Origin of the sequence: Lewinella sp. W8, from assembly GCF_004375085.3 — a bacterium.
In the GTDB taxonomy this organism is placed as follows: Bacteria; Bacteroidota; Bacteroidia; order Chitinophagales; family Saprospiraceae; genus Neolewinella.
The window spans coordinates 1-26,322 of record NZ_SNAQ03000021.1 but is presented as its reverse complement, the minus strand read 5'-3'; the positions used below and the strand labels follow the sequence as shown (position 1 = coordinate 26,322).

At 56.0% G+C, this 26,322-nt stretch carries 19 protein-coding genes; 4 read left to right on the top strand and 15 right to left on the bottom strand.

The annotated features are described in order from the left end of the window. Positions 1-30 precede the first annotated feature (30 nt). The 7 genes from E1J53_RS19955 to E1J53_RS19925 all read right to left on the bottom strand — a co-directional run bounded on the left by E1J53_RS19955 (position 31) and on the right by E1J53_RS19925 (position 11,338). Entirely contained in the window at positions 31-1,548 is a 1,518-nt protein-coding gene (locus tag E1J53_RS19955) for an OmpA family protein (RefSeq protein ID WP_253932125.1), read from the bottom strand. A 137-nt stretch (positions 1,549-1,685) separates the two neighbouring features. Then, positions 1,686-3,197 (bottom strand): hypothetical protein, encoded by a 1,512-nt coding sequence (locus tag E1J53_RS19950; RefSeq protein WP_134274351.1) that lies wholly within the window; start codon positions 3,195-3,197, stop codon positions 1,686-1,688. Between the two features lie 52 nt (positions 3,198-3,249). Then, positions 3,250-4,143 carry a cytochrome c gene (locus E1J53_RS19945; protein WP_134274352.1) on the bottom strand — a complete coding sequence of 298 codons (894 nt, stop codon included), beginning with the start codon at positions 4,141-4,143 and terminating at the stop codon, positions 3,250-3,252. Positions 4,144-4,304: 161 nt separating this feature from the next. Beyond that, the gene (locus E1J53_RS19940) at positions 4,305-4,856 is read right to left on the bottom strand and encodes a DUF3341 domain-containing protein (RefSeq protein WP_134274353.1); all 552 of its coding nucleotides are present in this window, start codon (positions 4,854-4,856) and stop codon (positions 4,305-4,307) included. A 22-nt stretch (positions 4,857-4,878) separates the two neighbouring features. Beyond that, on the bottom strand, positions 4,879-6,336 hold the full coding sequence (gene nrfD, locus E1J53_RS19935) for an NrfD/PsrC family molybdoenzyme membrane anchor subunit (RefSeq protein WP_134274354.1): 1,458 nt from the start codon (positions 6,334-6,336) through the stop codon (positions 4,879-4,881). An 88-nt stretch (positions 6,337-6,424) separates the two neighbouring features. After that, entirely contained in the window at positions 6,425-9,718 is a 3,294-nt protein-coding gene (locus E1J53_RS19930; protein WP_134274355.1) for a TAT-variant-translocated molybdopterin oxidoreductase, read from the bottom strand. 111 nt (positions 9,719-9,829) lie between these two features. Further along, positions 9,830-11,338 (bottom strand): c-type cytochrome, encoded by a 1,509-nt coding sequence (locus E1J53_RS19925; protein WP_134274356.1) that lies wholly within the window; start codon positions 11,336-11,338, stop codon positions 9,830-9,832. A gap of 323 nt (positions 11,339-11,661) precedes the next feature. On the opposite strand from E1J53_RS19925, the gene E1J53_RS19920 reads away from it, so the two are divergent. Next, positions 11,662-12,147, top strand: coding sequence for a hypothetical protein (locus E1J53_RS19920; RefSeq protein WP_134274357.1), 486 nt, complete (start codon positions 11,662-11,664; stop codon positions 12,145-12,147). Between the two features lie 145 nt (positions 12,148-12,292). Here E1J53_RS19920 and E1J53_RS19915 read toward each other — a convergent pair whose 3' ends face one another. The 4 genes from E1J53_RS19915 to E1J53_RS19900 form a co-directional block, all read right to left on the bottom strand. Beyond that, positions 12,293-14,653, bottom strand: coding sequence for a gliding motility-associated C-terminal domain-containing protein (locus tag E1J53_RS19915; protein ID WP_134274358.1), 2,361 nt, complete (start codon positions 14,651-14,653; stop codon positions 12,293-12,295). Positions 14,654-14,767: 114 nt separating this feature from the next. Further along, positions 14,768-15,160 carry a cytochrome c gene (locus E1J53_RS19910; protein ID WP_134274359.1) on the bottom strand — a complete coding sequence of 131 codons (393 nt, stop codon included), beginning with the start codon at positions 15,158-15,160 and terminating at the stop codon, positions 14,768-14,770. A 520-nt stretch (positions 15,161-15,680) separates the two neighbouring features. Beyond that, on the bottom strand, positions 15,681-16,997 hold the full coding sequence (locus E1J53_RS19905; protein WP_134274360.1) for an RlpA-like double-psi beta-barrel domain-containing protein: 1,317 nt from the start codon (positions 16,995-16,997) through the stop codon (positions 15,681-15,683). A 314-nt stretch (positions 16,998-17,311) separates the two neighbouring features. Further along, positions 17,312-17,956, bottom strand: coding sequence for an inorganic diphosphatase (locus E1J53_RS19900; protein ID WP_134274361.1), 645 nt, complete (start codon positions 17,954-17,956; stop codon positions 17,312-17,314). A gap of 417 nt (positions 17,957-18,373) precedes the next feature. Between E1J53_RS19900 and E1J53_RS19895 the strand changes: the two genes are divergently transcribed. Further along, positions 18,374-19,561: a serine hydrolase gene (locus tag E1J53_RS19895; protein ID WP_134274362.1), complete on the top strand. Its 1,188-nt coding sequence runs from the start codon at positions 18,374-18,376 to the stop codon at positions 19,559-19,561. A 20-nt stretch (positions 19,562-19,581) separates the two neighbouring features. On the opposite strand, the gene E1J53_RS19890 is transcribed toward E1J53_RS19895, so the two are convergent. Together E1J53_RS19890 and E1J53_RS19885 are read right to left on the bottom strand one after the other, a co-directional pair. Then, the gene (locus E1J53_RS19890) at positions 19,582-20,769 is read right to left on the bottom strand and encodes a hypothetical protein (RefSeq protein ID WP_134274363.1); all 1,188 of its coding nucleotides are present in this window, start codon (positions 20,767-20,769) and stop codon (positions 19,582-19,584) included. A gap of 137 nt (positions 20,770-20,906) precedes the next feature. Beyond that, the gene (locus E1J53_RS19885; RefSeq protein ID WP_134274364.1) at positions 20,907-21,749 is read right to left on the bottom strand and encodes a zinc-dependent peptidase; all 843 of its coding nucleotides are present in this window, start codon (positions 21,747-21,749) and stop codon (positions 20,907-20,909) included. Between the two features lie 102 nt (positions 21,750-21,851). Between E1J53_RS19885 and pepT the strand changes: the two genes are divergently transcribed. Together pepT and E1J53_RS19875 are read left to right on the top strand one after the other, a co-directional pair. Then, the gene (pepT, locus tag E1J53_RS19880; RefSeq protein ID WP_134274365.1) at positions 21,852-23,081 is read left to right on the top strand and encodes a peptidase T; all 1,230 of its coding nucleotides are present in this window, start codon (positions 21,852-21,854) and stop codon (positions 23,079-23,081) included. Positions 23,082-23,187: 106 nt separating this feature from the next. Continuing rightward, positions 23,188-23,634, top strand: coding sequence for a hotdog fold thioesterase (locus E1J53_RS19875; RefSeq protein WP_134274366.1), 447 nt, complete (start codon positions 23,188-23,190; stop codon positions 23,632-23,634). 346 nt (positions 23,635-23,980) lie between these two features. On the opposite strand, the gene E1J53_RS19870 is transcribed toward E1J53_RS19875, so the two are convergent. Beyond that, positions 23,981-25,564: a sulfatase gene (locus E1J53_RS19870; protein WP_134274367.1), complete on the bottom strand. Its 1,584-nt coding sequence runs from the start codon at positions 25,562-25,564 to the stop codon at positions 23,981-23,983. A 593-nt stretch (positions 25,565-26,157) separates the two neighbouring features. Continuing rightward, complete coding sequence (locus E1J53_RS24735; RefSeq protein WP_134274368.1) at positions 26,158-26,316, bottom strand: IS3 family transposase; 159 nt, start codon at positions 26,314-26,316, stop codon at positions 26,158-26,160. Between the last annotated feature and the right edge of the window lie 6 nt (positions 26,317-26,322).

Sequence of the window (26,322 nt, the reverse complement as noted above, 5' to 3'; positions counted from 1 at the left end):
GCTTTAGAAGTTCTTCTAGTGGATAGTTTACTATAAATTGATGGCTACCTGAGGTAACTCATCCGTTGTAATGAAAAATTCGGTCCGACGGTTTGCCGCACGCCCTTCTTCAGTGTCATTTGTTTCGATTGGTTGCGTAGCACCGTAGCCGGCACTACCCAGACGAGCGGCATCAATACCACCGTCCATCAGGAACTGCTTCACGGAAGCAGCCCGCGCCTCAGACAGGCTGAGGTTGGCTTCCGCATTGCCGGTGCTGTCCGTATGCCCCTTCAGCATGGCCTTCACTTCGGGCTTGGCCTTCATCAGGGCAATCACGTCTTCGAGTTGGTAGCGAGACAGCGAGGTCAGTTCAGCGCTTCCGGTCTCGAAGGTCACGTACTCAAGTACGAGCGTATTGTCGTCGTCGGATTCGGTTTCCAGTGCCGTGTTGGCGGACGTATTGAAGGCCTCTCGGCGCTCCTGAATCTCTGCGGGGAAAAGCATATCCGTGTTCGGGTCGTTATCCGTTCCGCGGATGTTGGCGAGGTAGAAGGAATTCTGACCGGCCAGCCACTCCTCGTACTCATCTTGCTCCAGTACGATGACCTTCCGCTTCATGGACCAGTGGCCAATACCACAAAGCTCCGCACAGGCCAGTTCGTAGTCGCTGGTCTCCCACAACATCTTGGAGGGATCTTCCGGATCGGGCACCTGGTACTCTTTGTACTTGCTCAAATCCTTGCGGTATTCCTTGGTCGTTTTCTCGGGCGTAAAGACAAAGTAGGTCGGCAGGCCGGGAACGGCGTCCATCTTCACCCGGAATTGCGGGAGATAGAAATCGTGAAGGACGTCCTTGGCCGTAATGCGTACCCGAACCTTCTGGCCAACGGGAAGCACCACGTCGTTTACCAGGATGTCGTCGGCATTCTTCATGTCCGTCCAGTCCTGGCCCAGCGGGTTCGTACCGTCAATCAGACGGAAGTCTTTGCGGCCGAGGAGGCCGTCTTCGCCGGGGTACCGCATCTGCCACGCAAACTGGTAACCCGTAGCTTCAATTTCCAGGTAGTCATCATCCGCTCCGACGTCGCCCATGATGTCGTTCCAGGCGTCCAGACCACCGATCACCAGGAAGGTCATCACGATGGCGGGAATCCCCGTCCAGACAATCTCCAGGGTGTTGTTGTGGGAGATAAACTGTGCCTTGCGCCCCTTCTGTTGGCGGTATTTGAAGGCGTACCAAAACAGAAGGATGTGGGTCACGATGAAAACACTGTAGGTAACCACCAGGGTCCAGTTCATCATTGAGTCAATCCGCCCCCCGTGCGCCGAAGCCGCTTCGTGGGGACCGTAGCCCAGAAAGTAATTCTTCAACACGAAGGCAGAAGCGGTAGTAAGCACCAGGAAGGCAATCATGAAGCCCATGAGCCAGATACCGGTAACGTTCGTGGAACGCCGTTCTACTTCTTCCTTGCCGCGCAGTTCCTTGGCCAGGTCACGCACCCGTGCAATCTGCACAATGATGAGCAGCAGAAGAGCAATACAGATAAAGACGATTAACGTAGTCATTCGCTTAAAATTAGCAACTTTTTACGGACCGAATTTTTCCGTGTTTTCGGACCGATACAAAATTAACGAGTGCTGGAAAGAATCGTTAGTTCGTCCACCCTTGTTTAGATTTCGTCTAAACAAGGGTGGCTTTTTCATTAGGTGTGGTGGTGAAGACTCTCCTCCATGTAGGGGTCCTTCTTCGGCTCCAGCGGAGCGGCGGAAAGACGACTGAACACGAAGAACAGGAATCCACCAAGGAACCCGAGGAAGGTTCCGATTTCGAGTAGCCCGGGAAGAGTGTACCCAGACTTGAACCCGAGCGCACTGTGATCATCACCGTGGCCGTCACCATGGCCCTCACCGTGTTCAACGGCAGCTTCCATATGGCCCGTCATTTCGGTCCCGTGGTCATCGTGGTGCGCCTTGTCGGCGTGGTCATCGGCATGGGCCTCGCCGGCGTGCATTTCTTCACCGTGTGCCTCCTCACCGTGACCTTCTTCGCCGTGATCACCCTGCTGGGGCGTCATGGACATCGTAGAATGCTCGGCGGGAGCGTCCAGCGTCATGCTGTGTTCTTCTTCTCCGTGGTGATCGTCACCGTGGTGGGCTTCCATTTCCACGAGCGTCAGGCGGGCACCCGGCTTGATCATCTGGAAGTAATCAAACCAGTGGCCGAAGAATACCAGCGCGGAAGCAAAGAAGAGCGTACCGAACTTCCGCTTGGTATCGTTCCGCATCAGGATGAAGAAGGGAAGCACGAAGTTCAGCAACAGGTTACCCCAGAACAGTACCGGATAACTATCCAGTCGTTGCCGGAAGTAGATGGTCTCCTCCCCTACGTTACCGTACCAGATCAGCATGTACTGGCTGAACCAGAGGTACGTCCAGAAAATGGAAATCGCGAAGAGGTACTTACCCAGATCGTGGAAGTGCTCGGCGGTAATACCCTTGTAGTATCCCCGGCTCTTCAGGTAAATCAGGATCATGATGGTCAGGGCCGTCATGGCCACAAACAGACTGGCCGAAGCGTACCAGGCGAACATCGTGGAGTACCAGTGGCTGTCGATGGACATAATCCACTGCCAGATCATGGCGGCGCTGGTGAAGCCCGCAATGGGCAGGAAGATGGCCGCGTAGACCTTGATTTTCTTGTGGTGGCTGTAGCTGCTGTCACCGTCGGTGTCTTCCGCCAGGCTCAGCTGACGCATCCGGCTGACGAAGAAGTACCACACGCCCACGAATACAATCGTTCCGAAGGTATACCAGTACTTATTCAGGAAAGAGGACTTGTGCGTCAGAATGGGGTCATCCATTACCGCAGCTTCGTCGTTCCAGTGGTAGAGGTGGTGACTGTGCAGCCAAAGCCCCACAATGATCACCCCCATCAGGAAGAGTCCGGGCAACAGGAACAGGGAGAAAGACTCCCACACCCGCTTGAACTGCACGAACCATCCCGCGTAGGCGGTGGTGAAGGCCGAGTAGGCGAAGGCCGCAATGAACGCGATCCCCAGGAAGAATACAGTATTGTGCAGGAGGTTGGTCCAGAAGCGCATGTGGTGCCCTTCACCGCCGTCTACAAAGTAGCTGGCGATCAGGCATACCAGACCGATCAGGGCTGCCCCGCCGGTGATGGTTTTTGCTCGGGATGAGAATACGAAGTTCTCCATCTATTATCAGTGTTTCGGAGCACGGAGCCCCAATGATTTTTTTGGGTGGTTTCTATTTCTTGCGCATCTGTTCGGTGGCTTCCTCACCGGCTTCCGCGGCGTCGGAAAGCTGACCAGCGGCTTCCATCATGGCTTCTTCGTCCGTGGCCCGGCTGGCCATGGCGTCAAATTCTGCGGCGGGCATCCCGTGCTCGGGGCGGAAGGTGTTGCTGGCCTGGTTGTAGTCCAGCTTCAGCTCCTTGGCCTGCAGGCTGCGGATGTAGTGAATGACCTGCCAACGCTCTTCGTAGCTGATCTTGTCGGCGTAGGCTCCCATCGCATTGTAGCCGTAGATGATGGCGTGGTAGTAGCGGCCGTTGCTGGCGTCGTAGAACTCATCGCGCAGGAAGTTGGCGGGGGCCAGCGGGTAGGCGGCGTTGGGGTTGGAGTCCGTGTCGTAAATGTAACCGAGTCCATTGCCGGCCGATCCGTGACAGATGCCGCAGAAGATGTCGTACAACTTCTTTCCCTGGGCCAGTCCCGCCTCCGTGATGGGGAAGGGATTGTCCGTCAGCTGCTCCATGGCGGCCAGCCGTCCCTCTACGGTATTGTCGTAGTAGTAGGGCACGTGACCGTTGGTGGGCACGCTGATGGCGTTATCGGCCACCGGGTGTCCGAGGTGCTTGGCGTCTTCGGAAGCCTCGTTGTTCAGGTAGGCCCCGGCGTAGCCACGGGGAACCGTTCCTTCTACCGTACCGCGGGGGTAAACGAGTTGCGCCAGGGGAATGGTGGATTCCTCGTCCCAGGTATTGTAGTAGTAGTAGTTGTAGGTATTGGCCTCCATGGCGAGGGAGTGGCCCATGTCGGGCATGTACTCGCTGCCGGGGAAGTTGTCTTCCGCATCTGAACAGGCCGTGAGGACCACCGCCAGTACCAGAGACAAAACCAGAATACGCAAATCTTTCATGCTAATTCACTTCACGGGAATCCTTGACTCCCTTTTGTTTTTAATTCTTTTCTACCCCGTGGGGCTTTGCAGGCCTACCCTAGGTGGAAGGGCAACGGCGTGCAGGTGCAGTGGCATGGCCCCCGGCGCAAAGTTTGCACCCGCGGCCTCGCCCTGCTTGATTATGCAGCCACCATCTTGTTGTGGACGCTCTCTGCTCCCGTCTTGGAGAAGTAGTCCCGCAGCTTATCCACGGCACCGTTGTCCAGGTCGGTCGCGTCAAAGGCGATACAGAACTTATCGTCGGTGATGCGATCGTGCAGGCGGCGCGTCTCGGCCCAGGGAGCCAGACCACAAATGGTGTAGAAAACCAGTACCATACCCACGGAAGCAAAAAGCACCGTAAGCTCGAAGGTAATGGGGATGAAGGCCGGTACGGACCAGTATGGCTTACCACCAAAAATGATGGGCCAGTCGCGGGTGAACACCCAGGTCATGAAACCAAATCCGAACAGGCAACCGATGGTGCCGAATACGAATCCGGCCTGGTGCAGGCGGCTTTCTTCCAGTCCCAGCAGCGGATCAAGACCGTGCACGGGGAAGGGCGTGTATACTTCGTCGATGTCCAGGTGGTCGGCGTTAGCGGCCTTCACGGCATCGAGCAGTTTTTCTTCGTCGTCGTACAATCCGAAGAGGATGTTGCGTCCGGCGTCTGTAGTTTGGGTATCTGCCATGATTCTTTCCTTTCGGGTAAGTTTATTTGGTGGTATTATCGTCGTCAATGTCTACGGTGCTGCCCGCGCTCAGGTCATTGGCACCGGCGGGTACGTGATGACCGTGGTGGGCGTTGGGGCCGATGTACTGGTCACCGGAGGTCTTCAGGATACTCTTCACCTCGGCGATGGCCACTACCGGAGCAACCCGCGTGAAGATGAGGAAGAGCGTGAAGAACAGTCCCAGCGTACCGATGAAGATGATTATCTCCACCCAGGTGGGTACGTAGTAGCTCCAGCTGGAGGGCAGGTAGTCGCGGGCCAGCGTGGTGGCGATGATCACGAAGCGCTCAAACCACATACCGATGTTGATAAAGATCGACATGAAGAAGGTCCAGAAGAGGCTCGTGCGCAGCTTCTTGCTCCAGAAAATCTGGGGGCTGATTACGTTACAGAGCATCATCCCGATGTAGCTCCAGTAGTAGGGACCGAGCACGCGGTTCAGGAAGGCAAACTGCTCGTAGATGTAACCGGAGTACCAGGCAATGAAGAGCTCGGTCAGGTAGGCAACACCGACGATGGATCCCGTCAGCAGGATTACCTTGTTCATGGATTCAATGTGCTCCATGGTGATGTACTGCTCCAGGTGCAGCACCTTACGGGCAATCAGCATCAGGGTGAGTACCATGGCGAATCCGGAGAAGATGGCCCCCGCAACGAAGTAGGGCGGGAAGATGGTGGTGTGCCATCCGGGGATTACCGAGGTAGCAAAGTCAAAGGATACGATCGTGTGTACGGAAAGTACCAGGGGCGTAGCGAGACCGGCGAGGATCAGGGAGAGGCTCTCCCACCGCTGCCAGTGCTTGGCCGAACCGTTCCAGCCGAAGGAAACGGCACTGTAGATTTTCTTCCGGATGCCCTTCGCCCGGTCCCGAACCGTAGCCAGATCGGGCACCAGACCAGCGTACCAGAACAGCAGGGATACCGTGAAGTACGTAGAGATGGCGAATACGTCCCACAACAGCGGACTGTTGAAGTTTACCCACAGCGGACCGCGGGTGTTGGGGTAAGGGAAGATGAAGATGGCCAGCCAGAGGCGTCCCATGTGGATGAGCGGGAACTGACCGGCACAGATTACGGCGAAGATGGTCATGGCTTCCGCCGCCCGGTTTACCCCGGTCCGCCATTTCTGGCGAAACAGCAACAGAATCGCCGAGATCAGGGTACCGGCGTGACCGATACCTACCCACCAAACGAAGTTGGTGATGTCCCAGCCCCAGTTGATGGTGCGGTTAAGGTTCCAGGAACCGATGCCCACCCATACCGTCCAGGCGACGCCGAAGACGAACATACCAAGACAGATAACGGATACGATGAACGCAATGATCCACGATACCGAGGGTGCGGTTTCCGTCGGGCGACAAATGTCTTCCGTGATCTGATGGTAGGTCTTGCTACCTTCAATTAACGGTCGACGAACGGGGGCTACGTGTCCACTCATGCTTTGTTAGTTGTTATTTGGGACGCTTCCATCGCGTCTTACTTTATTTTTAGTCCTTCGACCCGGAAGCCGAAACACGAATTGTTGTTTAGGCCTCGAGTTCTTCCATGGGGTTGTGTACCCGGGCGGCGTAGAATACGGCACTCTGGGTGTTCACTTCCTCCAGGGCGAGGTAATTCAGGGGGTTCTCCAGCTTCCCGGCGATGTCTCCTTCCTTGTTGTTGCGGTCTCCGAAGGTGATGGCACCGGTAGGACAGGCCGTTTGACAAGCCGTACGGACGTCGGAGTCCCGCAGCGGGCGCTTCTCGATCTTGGCGGCCAGTTTACCCTCCTGCAGACGCTGCGTACAGAAGCTACACTTCTCGATCACCCCGCGGCTACGGACCGTGACGTCGGGGTTGAGTACCATCCGCGTCAGGTTGTCGGCGCCGAACGGCAGTTCCTCATCCTGTACCTCGGGTTCGTTGGTGCTGAAGAGGTCACCGGTGGTGTAATCCAGCCAGTTGAAGCGACGAACTTTGTAGGGGCAGTTGTTGGCGCAGTAACGGGTACCGATACAGCGGTTGTAGATCATCTGGTTGAGACCTTCGTTGCTGTGCTGAGAGGCGTTTACCGGACAAACGTTCTCACAGGGAGCGTTGTCACAGTGCTGGCACATCATCGGCTGGTACACCGCGCGTGGGTTTTCCACGTCACCGTAGAAGTAGCGGTCAATGCGCAGCCACTTCATCTCGTGGTGGCGCCATACTTCGTACTTACCAACGATGGGCACGTTGTTTTCCGCTACACAGGCTACTTCACACGCACCACATCCGATACAGGCATTGAGGTCTACGTGCATCGCCCACCAGTGTCCCTGGCTGTAGATGTTCTCGGAGTACTCCTCGTAGGGGTACAGCGTTTGCTCGTTCAGGTGCTGGGCGTGCTCGCGGTTGTGCGCGATGGTGTGCTTGAGGTCTCCCAGGTTAGCGAAGGTGCCCTGGTAGATGATCGAACGGTCGGTAAGACCGCCCTGCATACCCTCTCCGAGTTCCATTACCGTCTTTTCGTCGACGTTGAAGGGCTCGAGGTATTCTTTTTGTTCTTCGGTCAGCTCACCGGCGATCGTCTCCGTCTCTCCGGTAATCCGGTTGTAGTACACCAGGTCTCCGGTCGCTTCATCGCGGGTGGTCAGACCCATGGTGTGGTGGTACTGGACGCTGGCAAATTCTTCCTCCACGTCTACCTGACCGGACACTTCAGCCTGGTCGGCAAAGTACTGGACGTAACCTTCCTGGTCGACTCCCAGCCAGGGGTAAACGTTGATGCCCACGTCGTGGCCGATTGCCCGACCGGAAACACCCGTAATGGAGCGTCCGTATCCCAGGGCCAGACCGAAGGTATCGGCCAACTGGCCGAATTGGCGTACCGCCGTGATTTTCTGGGTGGTTTCGCCGATGGTGAGGTTCACCATGTCGGCCTTACCCTTGTATTCTTCGGCGTTCAGGTCGTTGTAGGCCGTGTAGCTGTTGCCGCCCTCCCAACGTACGGGAATGCTGAGGTAGTTACCCCAGACCGTACGGGTGACGGGGTCGGGCATCTCCTGCAGCCAGGGGTTTCCGGCGTAGGATCCGTTACCGATGTTTACGGTTTCGAAGAAGCTGACTTCCTGACCGGATCCCGCAGCGGTGGGGCCATTGCCCGTCACGCCACCGTTAAAGGCGGCAGCATCCCCGGCGGGGAGCTCCAGTACACCGTCGTGCAGCGCACTGTCCCAGAAGGCCTGGAAGGTAGCGAACTGGCTCTGGGCGGCGAAGGCCGTTTTCTCCCAGTTCATTTTCACGTAGTCCATGTAGGGCTGCTCGGCTTCCGCGTCGTAGTTCGGAGCGTCGGCCCACACCAGCAGGCTTTCGGCCTGTTCACGGGTACCGTTGCGGCCCACACTGGCGAAGATCGGCGTGATCGTCGGCTGGATGAGGGAGAGCTGTCCCTGTACGGCTTCCGCATCCCCCCAGCTTTCGAGGTAGTGGTGGGTGGGCGTTACGTACTGACAGAGTACCATGGTTTCGTTGGGCGTACCGGCCATGCTCACGGAGAGCTTCAGGTTAGGCATTGCTGCGGCAATCTTGGCGGCCCAGGGGTTGTCGAAGGCGGGGTTAGCACCGTCCAGGACGATCAGGGCGTCTACGTTGCCCTGCTCCAGGTCGGCCGCCAGCTTTCCGATGGCCTTGTCGTCACCTTTGCGTTGCATGCTCCAGCGGTCCGTCGTGATGGTATTACCGTAGGACCCCAGGGCGTTGTTGATCTCGTTGACCATCAGCTGCTCGCTGATGTTGTTGGTACCGCTGACCACCAGGCTGTGGTTACGGTGAGCCTTCAGCTCATCGGCCAGGGCCTTGATTTTTGCGGAAACGTCTGCGGGGAGGTCCGCGGCGCGGCTTCCGCCCACGATGGCGTTGTGGAGGGCCAGGATCGCCTGGCCTTGCTGGCTGGGCTTGACCATGATCCGGTTGTCGGCGTTAGAGCCGGTGAGGCTCATGTGGCTTTCGATCTGAACGTGGCGGCTCATCTTGTCAGCGTCAGTGCGGCGTCCCTGCGCGTACTGGCGGGCGAACTGTACTGGGGATACCCAGGTACCGAGGAAGTCACAGCCGATGCCAACGATTACGTCGGCCTTGTCGAAGTGGTAGCTCGGGATGGCCCGCATACCGAAGTTCTGCAGGTTGGCATCCAGGAGCGCCGCGCAGGATACGGGATCGTACTGAACGAGTTCAGTGTTGGGGTACTTGGCCTTGAAGTCCTCTACTGCCGCCAGCAGGCTGGGGCTGAGGATGGTGTGGGAAACGATGCGTACCCGGCTACCGGCGGTCATTTTGCCCTTGATCTCTCCGTCAATAACGTCCCAGCCATCGTTGGCACTCAGGGGGCGCTTAACCTGCGCCTTACCGTTCTCCACGCGGTAGGGTCCGTCGAAGCGGCTGGTATCATACATCCCCAGTACGCTGGCCTGGGCCCGGGCACTGGTGCCGCCACCGGTGATGGGGCTCATGCTGTTGCCCTCAATTTTGATGGGGCGCCCTTCGCGGGTCTTCACCAGCACGGGAACGTAGTCGCCGCCCTGAACGAAGGTTGAAGCAAAGTAAGTCGCCACACCGGGGACGATGGTATCCGGCTTGGAAACGTAAGGGATCGCCTTACGCACCGGGATATCACAGGAAGCAATCGTGGCCGCGGTCATCCCGAAACCGAGGTACTTCAGGAAGTCTCGGCGACTGGATTCCAGGCGGGGATTCTCCACCTCGGCGGCGGGAGCACCAATTTCGTTGTCGGTGGCTTTGATGTATTCGGGGCTGGCCTCGAGTTGATCGGTACCTAACCAGATTTTGTTGACTTGCTTCTTCATTCAACTATATTTGAACGGGGCCGGTGGCCGTTGTTCTCACCTTCAGTGGAAGGTCTTATTTTGTTTTGATTCCGGCTTCCGCGGGGGAAGCTCTATTCCTGGGCGGGTGGCTTAGTAGTGGCAGCGCTGACAGTTCAGACCACCAATTTCTTCTACGGTTACCCCGTCACGCTCACCGGACTTGATTTCCTCGTGGTAGCGCTCGTAGGCTTTGTAGTAGTCGTTGTCCTGGAACTGTACCTCACTCTGGCGGTGACAGTTAATACACCATCCCATGCTTAGGGGACTGTACTGGTACACCAGCTCCATTTCCTCCACGGGACCGTGGCAGTTCTGGCACTTGAGGTTACCCACCGTTACGTGCTGCGCGTGGTTGAAGTAGGCGTGATCGGGCAGGTTGTGAATCCGCACCCATTCTACGGGACCAGCGATTTTGTCATCGTCGGTGTACTCGTTGGTCAGTGCTTCTACGATACCGTCCCACTGTTCCTCCACTACGTTCTCCACTTCGTCAATGTCCGCGCCGTCTTCGGCGAGGTACTGGTTGGCGATCCACTTCTTGTAGACGTCCTTGATTTCGTCGCGAGAGTAGTTCTCGTAGTCTTCCAGGTAAATGTCTTCGATGGGGTCGTAGCCAACCGCCGCGAAGATTTTGGTCAGCTCCGCCGTTCCGTAGGTGCTACCCTTCTTGATGGCCCGGTGACAGTTCATACAGGTGTTCAGGGCCGGAATTACGGAGTGCTTGGAGCGGCGAGCACCGTCGTGACAGTACTGACATTCAATCTGGTTGATTCCTGCGTGGGTAACGTGGCTGAACTTAATGGGCTGTTCGGGCGCATAATCCTGCTGCCGGCCCAGTTCAATGGCGTGGTTAACCGTAGTGTATCCACCCAGTACTACGAGGGCGAAAATGACGAAGGCAATCACTCCGCGGCTCGTCAGGGTTTCCAGGAGCGTCTTCCGGGTAGGATTGCCCCCCTCGGTGGTTTCCACCATGTACTGAAGGTTGCTCGTGATCCGGGCGAGGATCAGTGATAGCGCCAGCAGCGCTACCCCCAGAATGATGAAGAGTAAGGTATTGTCCTTTTCTTCGGCTTCCACCACCGGACCAGCAACCACACCCGCAGCACCGGGAATATTGCCGGTGTACTGTCCGTCAATGTAGGCCAGGAGGTGCTCCACATCGTCGTTAGACAGGTTGGTGTAGTTGGACATTACCGTTGGCTTCCATTCGTTCCAAACGGCAATCGCCCGCTCACTCTCCCCGGAGGCGATCAGGGCCTGTGACTGCTGAATCCAACGGTAAAGGTGCTCCCGGGGCTCGGCGGCCCACCGTTCTTCAACACCACCAAGGGCGGGGCCCGTGGCGTTGTCCTTCATGTTCTTGTTGTGGCAGGAACCACAGACGTTGGCGTTCCAGAGGGATTTACCGGCTTCATAGTCGCCTTCTCCCGGAGCGACACCGCCAGCGGGAGCTGCGGATTCGGCAGGATCACCAGCATCGATTGATTCAGCGGTCGGTTCTTCTGCTTGCTCTCCCTGGGCAAACCCAGCGGTGCCGACAAAAAGAAGGGCGAATATGAGCAGGAAAGAAGTTAGAAACTTGGGGTGGTATGTCATTATCAATTGACATTTAATCATTTGTGGAAGGAAGGAAAAAATCTACTCCCCCCTTGGTCGCGCAAAGATACTTTCATGACATTTCTTTAACAAACTTGCGGCGCAACGTAGAGTTTATTTAGAAATTGTCTAGACAATGGATGCTTGATTTCGCAAGGACATCGGTCATCGTTCCAGTTGATTTACGTCGCGATCGCACCTTATGCTAAAGACATGGCACCTGCGTTTACGCCCCTACTGCCTAATACAATATGTAAGGAGATGTTCACATAAATTTAGTTTGGTTCTATCTTTGCGCTCCCTGAAATAAGACAGACATCATCATGGCGAACCACCTAGAAGCATTGGCCCCCACAAGTCGGGTTTGGATTTATGGCGCAGAAAGAGCCATGACCGCCGAAGAGGTGGAGGTAGCCAGAAAAGAATTACAGGAATACGTGAAGGGCTGGGCCGCCCACCAGCGGCAACTGACGGCGGGAGCTGACGTCCTGCACGATCGTTTCCTCGTGCTGGCCGTAGACGAAAGTGCGGCAGAAGCCAGTGGATGTTCTATCGACGGGTCCGTACGCTTCATCCAGGAGTTGGGCGCCCGCCTCGGCATCGACTTCTTCAACCGCATGCGCTTCAGCTACCGGGATTCCGACGGCGCCATCCAAACCGTATCCCGCGAAGAATTCAAAGACCTTTACCAGCGCGGTCAACTGGAAAACGAGACGATCGTGTTTGATCCTCTGGTCAAGGAACTCGGAGAACTAAGACAAATCTTCGAACGCCCCCTGGAGGATAGCTGGCACAGCCGGATGGTGTAGGGGGATTAGTCTGTTGGTCTGTTGGTCTGTTGGTCCTTTAGGCATTTGTCCAGTCAGACAACTAAAATACCAACAGACTAAATTACTAACGAACTAACAGACTAACAGACTAAATTACTAACGAACTAACGGACCAAGCCCCCCCTTACCTGATCAGATCAAACTGTCCTTCTCTTTCCACTTCCGTGCCGTTCAGGCGGAATTTTGTGATGTAGAGATAGGTGTCAATGTTTTGGGGAGTACCGTTGATGGTTCCGTCCCAGCCTTCGTCGATATCGTTGGAGGTAAATACCTTCTGGCCCCAGCGGTTAAAGATTGTGAGGGAGAAGTCCGTAACCTCTCCGGCGTAGAAGACCCGGAACAAGTCGTTCGTACCGTCACTGTTCGGGGAGATCAGTTCCGGAATTTCAAACTCTGACTCCGTGATGGGAATCGAAATCGCGGCCGTGAATTCACAGCCTCCTTCGTCGGTTACGACCGTCAGCGTATACAGTAGGGATCCGGGAGAAGCCTGTCCGGGATCGGGAACGCGCACCTCAATGCTGCGTCCGCTTCCGTCGGCGGGAGAAAGGTTACCGGACCAGTTGAAATTGGCCGCCAGTCCTTCGGGTACTCCCGTCACCGTAAGGGTAATGACGTTTCCACTGAAGATCGCGTCCATTCCGGGATTGATCTGGTCACCGTTGCTGCGGTTAGCGGCAATCCCCACGTTAAGGTTGGCATCCACGATGGTGACTTCCGTCGTGGTGGTTACCGTCACCCCACAGAGGGCATCCGTAAAGGTGGCAGTATAAACTCCGGGAATTGGGTCCGAAAGCTGAAGCTGCTGCCCCGGAACGGGCGTACCTCCCGGGGGCGTCCAACTGAAGGTTCCGTTACGATCCTGATCGATGATGGCCGTCAGGGTCAGTCCGTCGCCAGGACAGAGCGTAGTCGGGCCATCGGCCGTCAGCTGAATATCTTCGGCCAACTGCAGGGTAATCTGCTGGGTACTCGTGCCACAGTTACCCGTGGTTTCGATGGTGTAGGTCGTTTCTTCCGTGGGGGTGACGGACACCAGCGGGTCATCCGTATCAATCCCGCCACCGGTAACCCGGTAGGTAAAGCCATCCACCAGGCCACCCGTTACGAGCGTCCGACTGTCTCCGGCGCAGAGCAGAGTCTGGCTGGTCAGGGAAGGTTGTGGGTCCACCTCGACCTGAATGGAATACATCTCTGGCTGGGTACATTCCGATCCCTCCGCCGTTACCGTAATCATGTAGGAAGTAGACTGACTGACCGTAGCGACAGGATTAAGACAATCGTCACAACTCAGCGTGTTCATGGGGTCTTCCCATTCCAGGGTGCCGTTGCCCTCCAGAAAGGTAACGTTGATTTGTACGGACTCACCGGGGCAAACGACGGGGTTCGGCGGATCGAACTGTAAAACCGGCGGTTGAATTACGTTAATCTGTGTTTGCACGGTATCCACACATCCGCCGTTCACCGTAATGCGGGTGACCAGGGCAGAATCCGAGGCAAAGAAAACGGCGTTGTAGAGGTCCATCGGACTGGCAATACCCGGTGCTACGGACCACTCATGAGTAATCAGGGGGTAATCACCGACGTCATAGATCGGTGATTGAATGGTGAAGGTATCGCCCTGACAGTAGGGATCTTTGACCGGATCAACGGTCATCTCCAGGCTGGCCGGCAGGGAGTCCAGCCGCACCACCACCGAATCAATTTGCGGGCAGCCGTTAACGATAGCCTCAGCGTAATACGTTTGGTTGCCGGGAGGGTCCACCGTGTAGGTGACGCCGGAAGGAGCGCTCAATGCCCCGGCGGTGGGAAACCAGCGTACTTCATTATCTACAAAAGGATCTACACTCACCTCCAGCACCAGGGAGTCGTCGCCGACGCAGCGGAAGACGGTATCCGGACGAAGGATTTCCAGGCTACTGCGAATGATGTCCACCCGCACCTGCTGGGTATCGGCGCAAACCCCGTTTTGGGAAGTGGCCACTAAGGTAAATACGGTATCCTGGAAGACGTCGGGAATGAAAACGCTGTTGACGTCCGTGGAGTCATCCAGGAAATCACCCGGGCTCCAGTTGTAGAGCGTATTGCCCTGATCCGTTACCGGACTGGCGACCAGCTGCAGGGGGTACCCCTGACAAATCAGGGTATCCGAAATGAGCTCCGGCACCACCAGACGATCTACGTCGACGTAAATGGAGTCTTTTGCGAAGCCATCCGTTTCGTTGCCGACGGTAACGACGTAGTAGCGGCTAAAGACCGGAATGACGCGGGGGTTGGGATCCGTCACCGGATCGATAAAGCCCTCGTCGGGCGACCAGGTCAGGCCTGCATCGTTGACGTTGTTGGTCTGAGCCAGTTGCAGGGTATCCCCCTGGCAGATGAGGATGGTATCCGGGTTGGAAATGGTCACCTGCGCGTCCTGGGCTAATAGGAGGCCGCCAGACATAAAAAGGAAGGACAGGAATAAGCTCAAACGGTTCTTCATAGGTAGCCGCCGCTGATTTTGGGTTCAGGAAGCTGGTTGCGGCTGCCAAAGTACGAATTTTAGCAACTCTTATCCCACCTTAACGTCAGGGAAAGGCATACCGTCGGTCGGCCGCTATTCCTGAAGCCAGTCTCTGGCCTCCAGTACGGTAATCTGGCCGTAGTCATTTCCCCAGGCGTTGTTGACGTAATTCATGATGTTCACGATCTGAAACTCCGACAAGTCCTGGTTGCCGGGCATGGGATGGTCGTAGGTTATCCCGTTTACGATCATGGGGCCCTCCATCCCGTAGCGTATCCCCCGGACCACCGCGGCGGGGTTATCCCGCAGAAAATTCGATCCGGCCAGCGGGGGAATGAGGTTCCGTAGTCCCCCACCCTCTTCCATGTGACAATTCCCGCAATGTTGGTCGTAGAGGTTGTGCCCCTGGACGCGGTCCGTTTCTCCGCAGGCATTGGCGATGAACACCAGGGAGAGCAGAAGCAGGGAGGCCAACGAATAGCGCATGCATAATGATTTGTAACACTAACCGAAGGGCGTGCGTGGGGTTCATCAAAAGCCCCTCGCTCAGGTCATTCTTCGGTCAGACCGACGGCATTTCTACCGTCAACTCCGCCCCGGCGCCGGTTGAATCGCGGATTCCGCTTCACTCCTCGGCCTCACTATTTTTTTCCTTAATCTGAGGTGTAGGAAGGGCCATCACATCGCCAGGGCCGGCCGGAAAGTAGCGGGCCACGAAGTTCCCGGTAGGCACTCGCTTAACCAAATACCAGGAAAATGAGAATGCTGGCCAGAAATAATATTACGGCCGGTGGCGTACCTAATCTAAGCTGACTCATAACTTTAGTGCAAGAGGTGATCGACGTAAACACTGGCTAAAATACGGATAAATCTCCATTCCTGCCTCCGGATATTACCCCCTGATTCAGCCCTCCGACTTCCTGTGGGAAAGACCCGAAAAGGAAACTGGCGACCCGCTTTATTTTGCGGGTCGCCAGTTTCAAACCGGGTGGAATGTCCGGCTCGATTACATCCGGGTTACGATACCGGCAATATTGTGGTTGGCACGGATGCTGTTAGATGCGCCCTGCGCTTCGGCCATGGTGCTGAAAGTGCCGGAATACACCCGGTTGATCACCTGCCCGTCGGGCTTGGTTACCGAGCGGTAGAATACGTTGGTCAGGCCAGCTTGCTGAAGCTGATTCACGCGGTTCTGGGCGTACAATTCATTGTTGTAAGCCCCCAACTGTACCACGTAAGCGGAACCGTTACTGGTGACGGGCGCCGGCGCCGGAGCGTTGTAGGCAACCGGCTGAGCGGGAGCCGTGCCGTAAGTTGCGGGTGCGGGCGCAGACTTAGCCGCCTGGTAGTAACGGACCGTCGAAGGTGGTGGCGCCGCCTGATTGGCCAACTGAGGCTGAACGGTAGTGGAAGCAGTATTCGCCGCCGTAGGAACGGGAGGCGACAGGGTAGCCACCTTGGGAGCCGCTTCCTGATAACTCGCCGGAGCGGTCGGGTAGCGGGAGTAAGTTGTCGGTTGCGCGTAATAGTTGGTGGAAGCCGCGTTAGGTTGTACCTCCCGGGACTGCAGGTCCACCCCCTTCGGGCTCAGGCTGGCGTAATTTGTCGTCGTCGGGCGGTAAGGTTGCGGTTCGGCGGACACCGTTGCGTTGTTGCCACCATAATAAGTCGTCGGAGTAGCCGGAGCGCTGCCGTATGCCCGCGGGGCCACCACCTCGTTACTCTTTGCTTCCCAGCCATAACTCTCGCCACTGATGGTCACCGGACGAACCACACCAGGATTATTCGCTGGCGTTACCGTCGCCGGACTGCTGTAGGCCGTTGGCTGAGAATAAGTATAGGGCGCGGGCGCAGGTGCCGGGCTCTTGGGTGGGGCAGGGTTCCAGTTGCTGAAGCCGATTCTTTCTACGGTTACGCGTCCTCGGTAATTGATCCCGACCTGTTCGGCCGCAATCTGACTGAGGGTAACCAGACAGTCACCACACTCCTTACCGCGGTCATTTATCCTGACCGTTACTCCCTGACCGTTATCCAGGTTGGTGACCCGGATCAGGGTTCCCAGGGGCAGTACCGCATGGCTTGCGGTAAGCTCCCGCGGATTGTAGGTTTCTCCGTAAATGGTTCTCGTGCCGGCCAGATTTGGGTTATAGATACCGGCAAACCCCTGTTGGCGTTCGTTGTACGCCCGCTCGTAAGCCAGGGTGCTTTCACTGCGGGGCGTAACGGTTGAGCCTCCTGCCGACTTCGTGTCCCATTCAAAGGACTGAGCGAATCCGGTAGTGACCAAACCCAGGGTGCATACAAGTGTGAACAAATATTTCATATCAGCAGGGATTATGCCGGAGCAACTCGGGGGAAACAAATTGTCCGGATGTTTTTACTTTCTAACACAAATTTAAGGGGATAAGCAAGGCATGGGCCCAAAAACGTCAACTTTCTGCGACTATTTCCCGCATTTTAACATCTTTTTGCTTTTGCCGGTGGTTTTTATCGCCTTTTTGACATGTCGGTAACGCTTGAAACAGGGGAAATTATACTTTAGTTGATATTTTTTTCTATGTTCCTAATCCTAACGCTTCCTTTATAATGGCTACCGCTCCCCTTCCCTACCTACCGTTTCCGGTCGGATTATTTGGCCTACTTCGGGTTATCCAACCGCCATTTGCGGACTTCCCGCCAGGCGTATTCTTCGTCCTCCCAGCGTAGCAATTCGGTGGAGTTGGGCCCCTTGTAGTTCAGGAACCACAGCTCAAGGATGGACCGGGCCGCGTCGTGCTGCAGCGCAAAATCCAGGAAGTTGTCGACCGGGAATACCTGCAGACTACTGTCCACCGGAACGGCAACGATTTTCGTATCGATCTCCCCCCGATCGCGCAGCAGAAGGGCGGCGATGGGCTTGACGGCCAGTTTACTTCCGGTAGGGACGCCTTCGCTCAGGACGATAACGTCCAGCGGGTCACCGTCGCCTCCCCGGTCCCGGCTCATCAGGGTAGACGGAATGAAGCCATAATTTCCGGGATACGGCAAGAAGTTGATGATGCGTTCTCCTCCGTTGGGGAGGGTGTCGTTGATAAAGCCCTCATCAGGGCGGTACTCGATTTTGTGGTTACTTCCCGCAGGAATCTCGACGATTACGTTCAGGGATTCGCCCTCCATGCTGGGTTCGGCGTAGGGGTCACGGGGCTGCTCCAGCCCCGAAGACGGAGATTGGCCGCAGGAGGTCAGCAGAAAAAGAAAGATCAGGAAGGTGGGTGGATAGACCGCCCGGTTGATTGCGTGCATGTCCCAAAGTTAGAGCTTGTTGGGATTTTGGTCGTCTGGCCGAATTTGAGAATTTTTTGGTGGTAGCAAGGCGGGAAATACCGGAGTATAGCAGCGCTAAATGAGGATTTTCCCAACAAAGCTAGCGCCAAAAAAGGCCAAATGCAGGTCGATTATTAAAGTCCAAACAAGCTCTTATCGATCCTAAGACATCATATGGCGCAAATTCCATCCGACTCCTGAACAGAATAATGGGTTTGGTTACGTTGCTCCAACCGACATCCACGGCATCCCGGGCGAAGCCCCAAAAAATCCTTTACACTACCCTTTACCCTCCACGTTTCCCCTACCCGGATGGTGAATACCCCTGAATTCAGAAAATATTCAGCCGTCCCAAGGTCAAAATAAGTTGCGTAACTTCCGGCAAAACCTCACCCCATGCGTTATTGTCTACCCCTTTTGTTACTCATGCTGTGCGCGCCGATTTCTGCCCAGCAGTCGATGTTCGCCGAACTGGACCAGTACCTGAAACAGGAGGTCGATAAACGGCAAATGGCGGGGTCCGTGGCCCTGATCATCAAGGACGGCAAAGAAGAACTCCACGAAAGTTATGGCTACAGCAATTTGGAGGAGGAGTCCATGATGAAGAAGGACCACATCTTCCACATCATGTCCATGACCAAGCCCATCGTGACGGTGGCCTTCATGATGCTTTATGAAGAGGGGCATTTCGAGCTCGACGATCCTGTGGCGAAGTACCTGCCCGAATTCAGTGACCTCCGCGTCAGTCTAGACCCGAATAAGGGAGCCGATGGCCCCACCGAAGCGGCGGCCTCCCCCGTCACCATCGCTCAGGTAATGAGCCACACCGCCGGGTTCTCTCACGGCCTCGGTGGCACCACCCTGGACAATGAGATTGCCCGCAACCTCTACTACTCCCCGCAAAAGGATATTGCTGACCGGGTAAAGACCCTGGCGAGCCTGCCCCTGGTTTATCAGCCGGGCACGCGTTGGTACTACTCCGCTTCCCCCGACATTCTGGCCCGCCTCATTGAGGTCTTCAGTGAGCAAACCGTAGAGGAGTTTCTCCAGGAACGAATCTTCACCCCCCTGAGCATGAACGATACGGGGTATAACCTGAGCGAAGAACAAGCCAAGCGGTTCGTGGCCCTGCATCGTTTCGACGACAAGGGCAAGCTGATGCGCGACGTTACCCAGATGCCCCCCAGCGGGCATACCGTTTTCGGAGGCACCCACGGTCTGCTCTCCACCGCCAGTGATTACGCCAAGTTCTGCCGTATGCTGCTCAACAAAGGCAGCCTGAATGGACAACAATTCCTCAAGCCGGAAACCCTGGATTTAATGACCAGCAATCAGCTGGGAGACATTCCCTACCAAAAGGGTATGGGCTTCGGCTATGGCTTCGGGCTGCGGACCACTGACCCCGAAGACGGTACGGACAGCGCCGGAAGGTACTACTGGAGCGGTGCTTACTGCACCTTTTTCTTCGTTGACCCGCAGAACGATCTCATTGCCATCCTCATGACGCAATCGAATCCTTATTCAGGCAAATACGGCGACCAGTTGCGGAAGCACGTGTACCGGGCACTGGGTTCCCGTAAGTAAGGCCAACCTGCGGTCAACCGCTAGGCAAAGTAGCCCAGGCTACCGCCCACCCAGGTCTTCCCCTTATTGTGTTTGACGCCCACCATTTCGCCCTTGGACAGGCGAACGAGGTTGTTCAGCAACTTGGGCTTATCCTCTCCCGGAGGCCAGATGAACATCATACGAAGTTCGGCGCGGGCGGGTACGTCCGGCGTCTCGATGATGTCTGCATACTTCACCTTACGCTGAAGAATATAGTGCTCCGGCCGCTCGATGGCCGCCAGCTTCTCGGCCGTTGGGTAAAGATCAACGCCGGCCCCCGCAAAACTGTAGAGGGGCTTAAGCACGTAGTTGGTCAGGTCTTCGGGATAGGTTTCCAGCTGGTGCAGGAAGTGCGTCTCGGGTACGTAAGGGCCCTGCAGAAAGGGTAAAGTGTACTTGCTGATCAGGAAAAACCAGTTGGGGTGCCCCGCCCATTCCACGTCCACTTGCTCGATCATGTTGAAGCGACGCTTTAAATCGGGGCGGGCCTTTAGTTCATCAAAAATTACCCGGTTGAAAATCCGGTGAATCCGGGTTCGCTTTCCGTTCAGGTCGTAGTACAGCGCCCCGTCCTCAATGTCTACGTCACTAATGCAAACCTCCGCGATCCCCAGCTCCTTACAGGCAATCAGGAAATCGATGCGGGTATTCTGCTTAATGGGGTCTACCTCCAGCAGGATTACGTTCTCGGGGGCGTAGTCTCCGTGAATGCAGCTCCGCAACAGTTCCATGTATTCATCATCCCGCAAACCACCGAACCGGGATTTGAAGTCTTCGGGAATCTCAAAGTGTTTTCGGTAGGCTTTGTCCAGTAAGTACTGAAAGAAATAGAGGGACGGAAACCCCTGTCCCTCAATCAGTTGAGGCTCAAGACGTCCATCTTCTCCGCGGCAGAGCCCAAAGTCAAACTGCACGAACATGGGGTGCTCCGTCTGATTGGGAACGTTTTCTCCCGGCGGGATGGCGCCCAGGGAGCGTTCGACAAAATCCGGGGCCGTCACAACCTGCAGAATGTCGTCGCAGGCGCGCAGTACTTTCTGCCCCAGCGCTTCGTCGATGAACAGCGGGCTCTCGGCCACATTGAAGGTAGGACGGTAGCCGTATTGCTCGGAGATCCAGTCCATCATGGCGTCGTACTTCTCCTGGGTGAAGTCTTGATTGTATTTCTTGCGCAGGTGAGCAATCATATGGCGGGGAGGTAATTCATTGGGGTGTTCAACCTAAGAACCTTTTCGGTCCGTGGCCTAACCAATTAAGACAATTGCCAGCAAAACTACAAATGCCGCCCGAAGTATTGCCTCAATAATACCATGACTTCCAGCGGCTAAGGTGCCTGGAGGTTCAGGGGGTCCGCTCCGGAAACGGTACCGATTCCTCCGTCATCGTCCATGTCCTGTGAGAAGATTCTTTCCATGAGGGCAAACAGGCGGGGATGCTTATCCGAAAAGGCCGCAGGGCGGTTAAAGAAATACTCCGCGGCCACGGCAAAGAATTCCGCCTTGTTGGTCGTGGCGTAATCATCGATGTCACTCTCGCCCCGCTCAATGGCCTCCATTTCCGAGCGGATCATCTCCACCCAGGGAACCATAAAACCGTTTTCGAGGAAGTACCGCGGTATGCCGTTGGTGTCTCCATCCGCTTTATCCAGAAGGTGTACGAACTCGTGGATGCCGGTGTTGTTTCGGCCCGCATTACGGAATCCCTGATGCAGGGCTGGTCGGGACAGGAGTAGTTTTCCACTCATGTACCCTCCCCCAACCATACCGGCGATGCGCCGGTCTTCCCCCTCGGTGGCAAAATCACCGTAGCGAAAATGATCTTTGTACAGCAAAACTTCCCGTAGCCGGGGGTAATGATTCCACTTGTCAAAACCGAAAGTGGGAATGATGCCACTGGCCGCCACCAGGACCCGATCCAGTTCCGTAACCTCCGTTTCAATCCCCGTGATGTCCACCTGCTGAAAAAAGTACCGCATCCTCTCTTCGAATCTACGCCGATCCTCCTTGCTCAGGTCGCCGTAATAGTTCACGTGTTTGCGCAATAGCTTACGCCAGCTCGCTTTGAAGCGGGGCAATTCCCCCAGGGGCTTCGGCCGGAATAGCCAGTACAGAAAGCCGCCCAACAGGGCCAGAATAATCAGGGCGGCAACGGTGAATTGTGGGGTCATGTAGACTGGGGGTGATCCGTATACACGTAAATGCCAAAAGCGCTCAGCGGGTTCGTTGTCAATGCTTACTTTGCGTCCTCTTCCTGGCCAAATCAAATTTTCATGAACGTCCTTCCCCGTTTCCTTCGATACGTAACAATTGACACCCAATCCGATCCCCATTCCCCCACCCAGCCCAGTACGGAAAAGCAAAAGGATCTGGGGAAAGTGTTGGTGGAAGAGCTGCGGGACCTTGGCATCAAGGACGCCGAGCTGGATGAACATGGCTACGTATACGCCACTCTGGAAGCCAGCCCCGGACACGAAAAGGCGCCGGTAATCTGTTTTTGCAGCCATATGGATACCAGTCCGGACGCCAGCGGCACCAACGTAAAGCCGATCGTCCACGAAAACTATCGGGGGCAGGACCTCATTCTCCCCGATGACCCGCAGATAGTGATTCGTGCGGAGGATTTCCCCGGGCTGGCCGAGAATATCGGCCAAGACATCATCACCGCCTCTGGCACTACCCTCCTCGGGGCGGACAACAAGTCGGGGGTGGCGGCCATCATGGCCGCCGTGGAGCACCTCCTCCATCATCCCGAAATCCCCCACGGCAAACTGCGCATCCTCTTCACCCCCGATGAAGAAATCGGTCGGGGCGTCAACGCCGTGGACATGAATAAGCTGGGCGCCGACTTTGGCTACACCATCGACGGTGAGGAATTTGGCACCCTGCAGGACGAAACCTTCAGCGCCGACGGAGCCCGCATTTCCATCAGTGGCGTCAGTGCACACCCCGGCATGGCCAAAGGGAAGATGGAAAATGCCGTAAAGATCGCCGGTGACCTCATCAGCGCACTCCCCAAAGACCGCCTGAGCCCCGAAACTACCGAGGGTAAGGAGGGCTTTATCCATCCCGTGGAAATGGAAGCCAAAGCCGAAAGTGCCCGCATTGATTTCATCATCCGCGACTTCGACACCGCCAGGCTCGCCGACCACCGGGCCGCCCTGCAGGCGGCCATCGACCAGGTAGCTCCCCGTTACCCAAATTCCACCATCACCCTGGAGGTTGCCGAGCAGTACCGCAATATGAAGGAGGTCCTCGATGACCACCCCCGGGTCGTTGACCTGGCGTGGCGCGCGATCCAGGCGGTGGGCGTCACCCCGAAAAAGGACAGTATTCGCGGGGGCACCGATGGCTCGCGTCTCAGTTTCATGGGCCTGCCCTGTCCCAATATTTTTGCCGGAGAACACGCCTTCCATTCCAAATACGAGTGGGCCAGTGTCTACGAAATGAAGAAAGCCGCAGAGGTAATCGTGGAAATCAGTCGGCTAGCGGCACTGGGGTAAACAATCCCGTTCCGATTTCGGCATTCTACGATCCAACCAACGGCCGAACCGTCGACACAACCATTTCCCGCCTCATCTCTTTCCCTTTCAAAAAACCGCACCCAATATGGCCGACGACAAACCCTCCATCTGGCAAACCACCCCAACCCTCGAAGGACTTAATGAAATGAGTCAGCGAACGTTGGGGGAAACGCTCGGCATGCAGTTTGTCGACTTTGGTCCCGATTACCTCACCGCGGAAATGCCCGTAGACGAACGCACCGTTCAGCCCATGCGGCTCCTCCACGGAGGCGCTTCCGTGGCCCTGGCCGAGACCCTCGGCAGTGTGGCCGGCGTATTGTCCCTCAAGGACCCCACGAAACAGTCCGTCGTAGGTATCGACATCAACGCCACCCACCTGCGAAGCGTCCGCGAAGGCGGCAGGGTGCGTGGAACCGTACGCCCCGTGCGCGTGGGCCGAACCGTTCAGGTTTGGCAAATCGACATTACCGACGAAAGGGGCCGCCAGGTCTGCTCCAGCCGACTCACCTGCCAGGTCGTCAACGCCCGGTAGGTTAGGGGTGAGGATTCAGGATGGAGGATTTAGGATTAAGGATGGGTTGATTAGCGCTTATTGGCCCGTAGGGTGACAAAAATCTACTGTTCTAACCAGACATTGCTTGCCAATGGCGCCGCCATGTACTGTTAAGACTAGAGATAAACCGTGGTCGGAAGCCTGTTTCGCGAAGGCGTAGTCGAGTGAAACGGCGTCCGAACACTTGATGCACTAATAAAGCACGAAATTTTTATCTCCCTGTAACCCGGTCGGCGGGCGAACCAGCTCGTTCCTCGCGTTTCGGCCGACGACCTAGCAACCAGCAACTGATCAACCAGCAACTAGTTATCCAGCAACCAGCCCCCTAGTCAGGCACCTTCATCTCTTGTTTTAGTTCAACCATGCGATTCATCAGTCTCGCCTGGACTTCTTCCAGCTCCGGGTCATCAATCCGGTTATCCATCTCGTGTGGGTCCGTTTCGAGGTCGTACAGCTCGTAGCCTTCAAAACCTTCCTCCGTGTATTCGATCAGTTTATAGCGGTCTTCCCGGACCCCTTCGTGGCGGGCAACCCGGTGGAAACTGTTCGGGTTCTGGTAATAACGGTAGTAAATCGCTTCCCGCCAATCCTCCGGAGTATTGCCCTCGAGGATGGGCCGGAGGCTGCGTCCCTGAACGTCCTCCGGGGGCGTAACGCCGGCGAAATCCAGCAGGGTCGACCCCAAATCGATGTTCAACGTGAGGGCGTCGGTGCTGGAGCCGGCGGCCACGGCCGCCGGGTACCGAATCATCAGTGGGGTGCGGTGGCTTTCTTCGTACATGAAGCGCTTGTCGTACCAGCCGTGTTCCCCCAGGTAAAAGCCCTGATCAGAAGTGTAAATAACGATGGTGTTTTCCGCCAGACCACTTTCGTCCAGGTAGTCAAGTACCCGCCCGACATTCCGGTCAACGGAAGAAACGCTGGCCAGGTAATCCTGCATATAGCGCTGATAGCGCCACTCCAGTTCCCGCTCGGTGCCCTTTACCTCTAGCCATTCTTCCCCGACCCTTTGCAGGAAGGGCTCCCAGGCGGCGCGCTGGGCTGGGGTAAGACGGTCTAACTGACGGTGAAAATTATCCATCATATTCCACCGGGGGTTCTTGATGAAGGTAGCCCCGCCCGTGCCGGGATCGGGGTTTTGATAATCCCCCGTAACCTTAAGATCGTGGCTCGTAAACATATCGGCAATCCGCATATCGGCGTAGGCCGCCGCTGGCCGGCCTTCGTACTCGTCCCGGAGGTTAGCGGGTATGGGATAACGTTTGTCCAGCAGGCCGGGCAGGTCCACCGTGTCCGGCATCCAGTTGCGGTGAGGAGCCTTGTGCCAGTACAGTAGGCAGAAAGGTTGATCGGAAGTATCGGCGCGTTGTAGCTCCTCCAGTACGTAGTCGGTGATGACCGTGGAAGTATAGCCCGTTTCGGCGTCCAGGGTATCCCCGTTGTGCACGAAGACCGGCGAGTAGTAGCTTCCCTGACCGATGAGTCCACGAAATTCGTCAATGCCCCGTAGTTGGGCCTGTAGGTGATGTTTTCCGATCAGCGCCGTGCGATAACCGGCCTTTTGTAGTTCTTCGGGAAAGGTCCACTGGTCCGGATTGAAGGGACTCAGATTATCAATTTTTCCGTTAAGGTGACTGTATTTCCCCGACAAAATCGCCGCCCGGCTGGGCGCGCAAATACTGTTGGTCACAAAAGAATTATTGAACAGCATCCCCTCGTTGGCGATGCGGTCCAGGTTGGGCGTCTGAATCAGTTCATCGGTGTAGGCAGAAATCGCCCGCTGCGCATGGTCATCCGACATGATGAACAGGATGTTCGGCCGCGGTGGAGGCCCGTCGTTCTGTTCATTAGCCGACGGAGCGCAGGTGCAAAGCAGTCCCGCAAGAAGCAAAAAGGATAGGAATCGCATGTAGATGGAGTGGTTGATCCGGAAAAGGTAGTTAATAAGCCGTATACCGTCCAAGACGCAACATATTGGGCATTACCTCTACTTTGCCTCCCTCAATGCCCCGCGCTTAAATGTATTCTGCTCAACCGACCGTCCTGCGGTAGGTAGCAATATAAACTTTTCATTTTTCACCCCATGAAGGAGTTCCAACTCCCGCCCGATGTTACGGCATCTAAAGCTCCTTCGTCTTGGAAAAAATAAAGCCGGCGGGGACCCTCAAAGTAACAACGCGCTGCGCTTGTTGCACGCTTCGAGGTCCCAAGCGAACACACCCAAAACCGGTCGAGGCGTTCCACGCCGAGCCATTCCCGAAGCAGAACACCTTTCCGGAAAAGGCTTGCTCTAGGTTGCAACATAGACTTTTCATTTTTCACCCCATGAAGGAAATCCAACTACCGCCCGATGTTACGAAATCTAGAGCTCCTTCACCGGTAAAAAAACTTCCCAACACGATAGTATCATTATGAAAAATCAATGTGCTTACCTAGAGCAGACCGGGTCCAAAAATTTGGGGGGGTTTGCACCTCCTCACAAAAGTGGACAGTTACTTCTGATCAAGTTGGCACTTTAGTTTTCGTCTTTCGTTCATACGCTTGGCGGACAGTTAGTCCTTTTAGTGTAGTATGAATGCGGTTAGTGTTGTACCATCCTTCAATGTAATCAAAGATAATTGACCACGCGTGAGCTTTGCTGGTGAACTCATGGCGATCAATGCATTC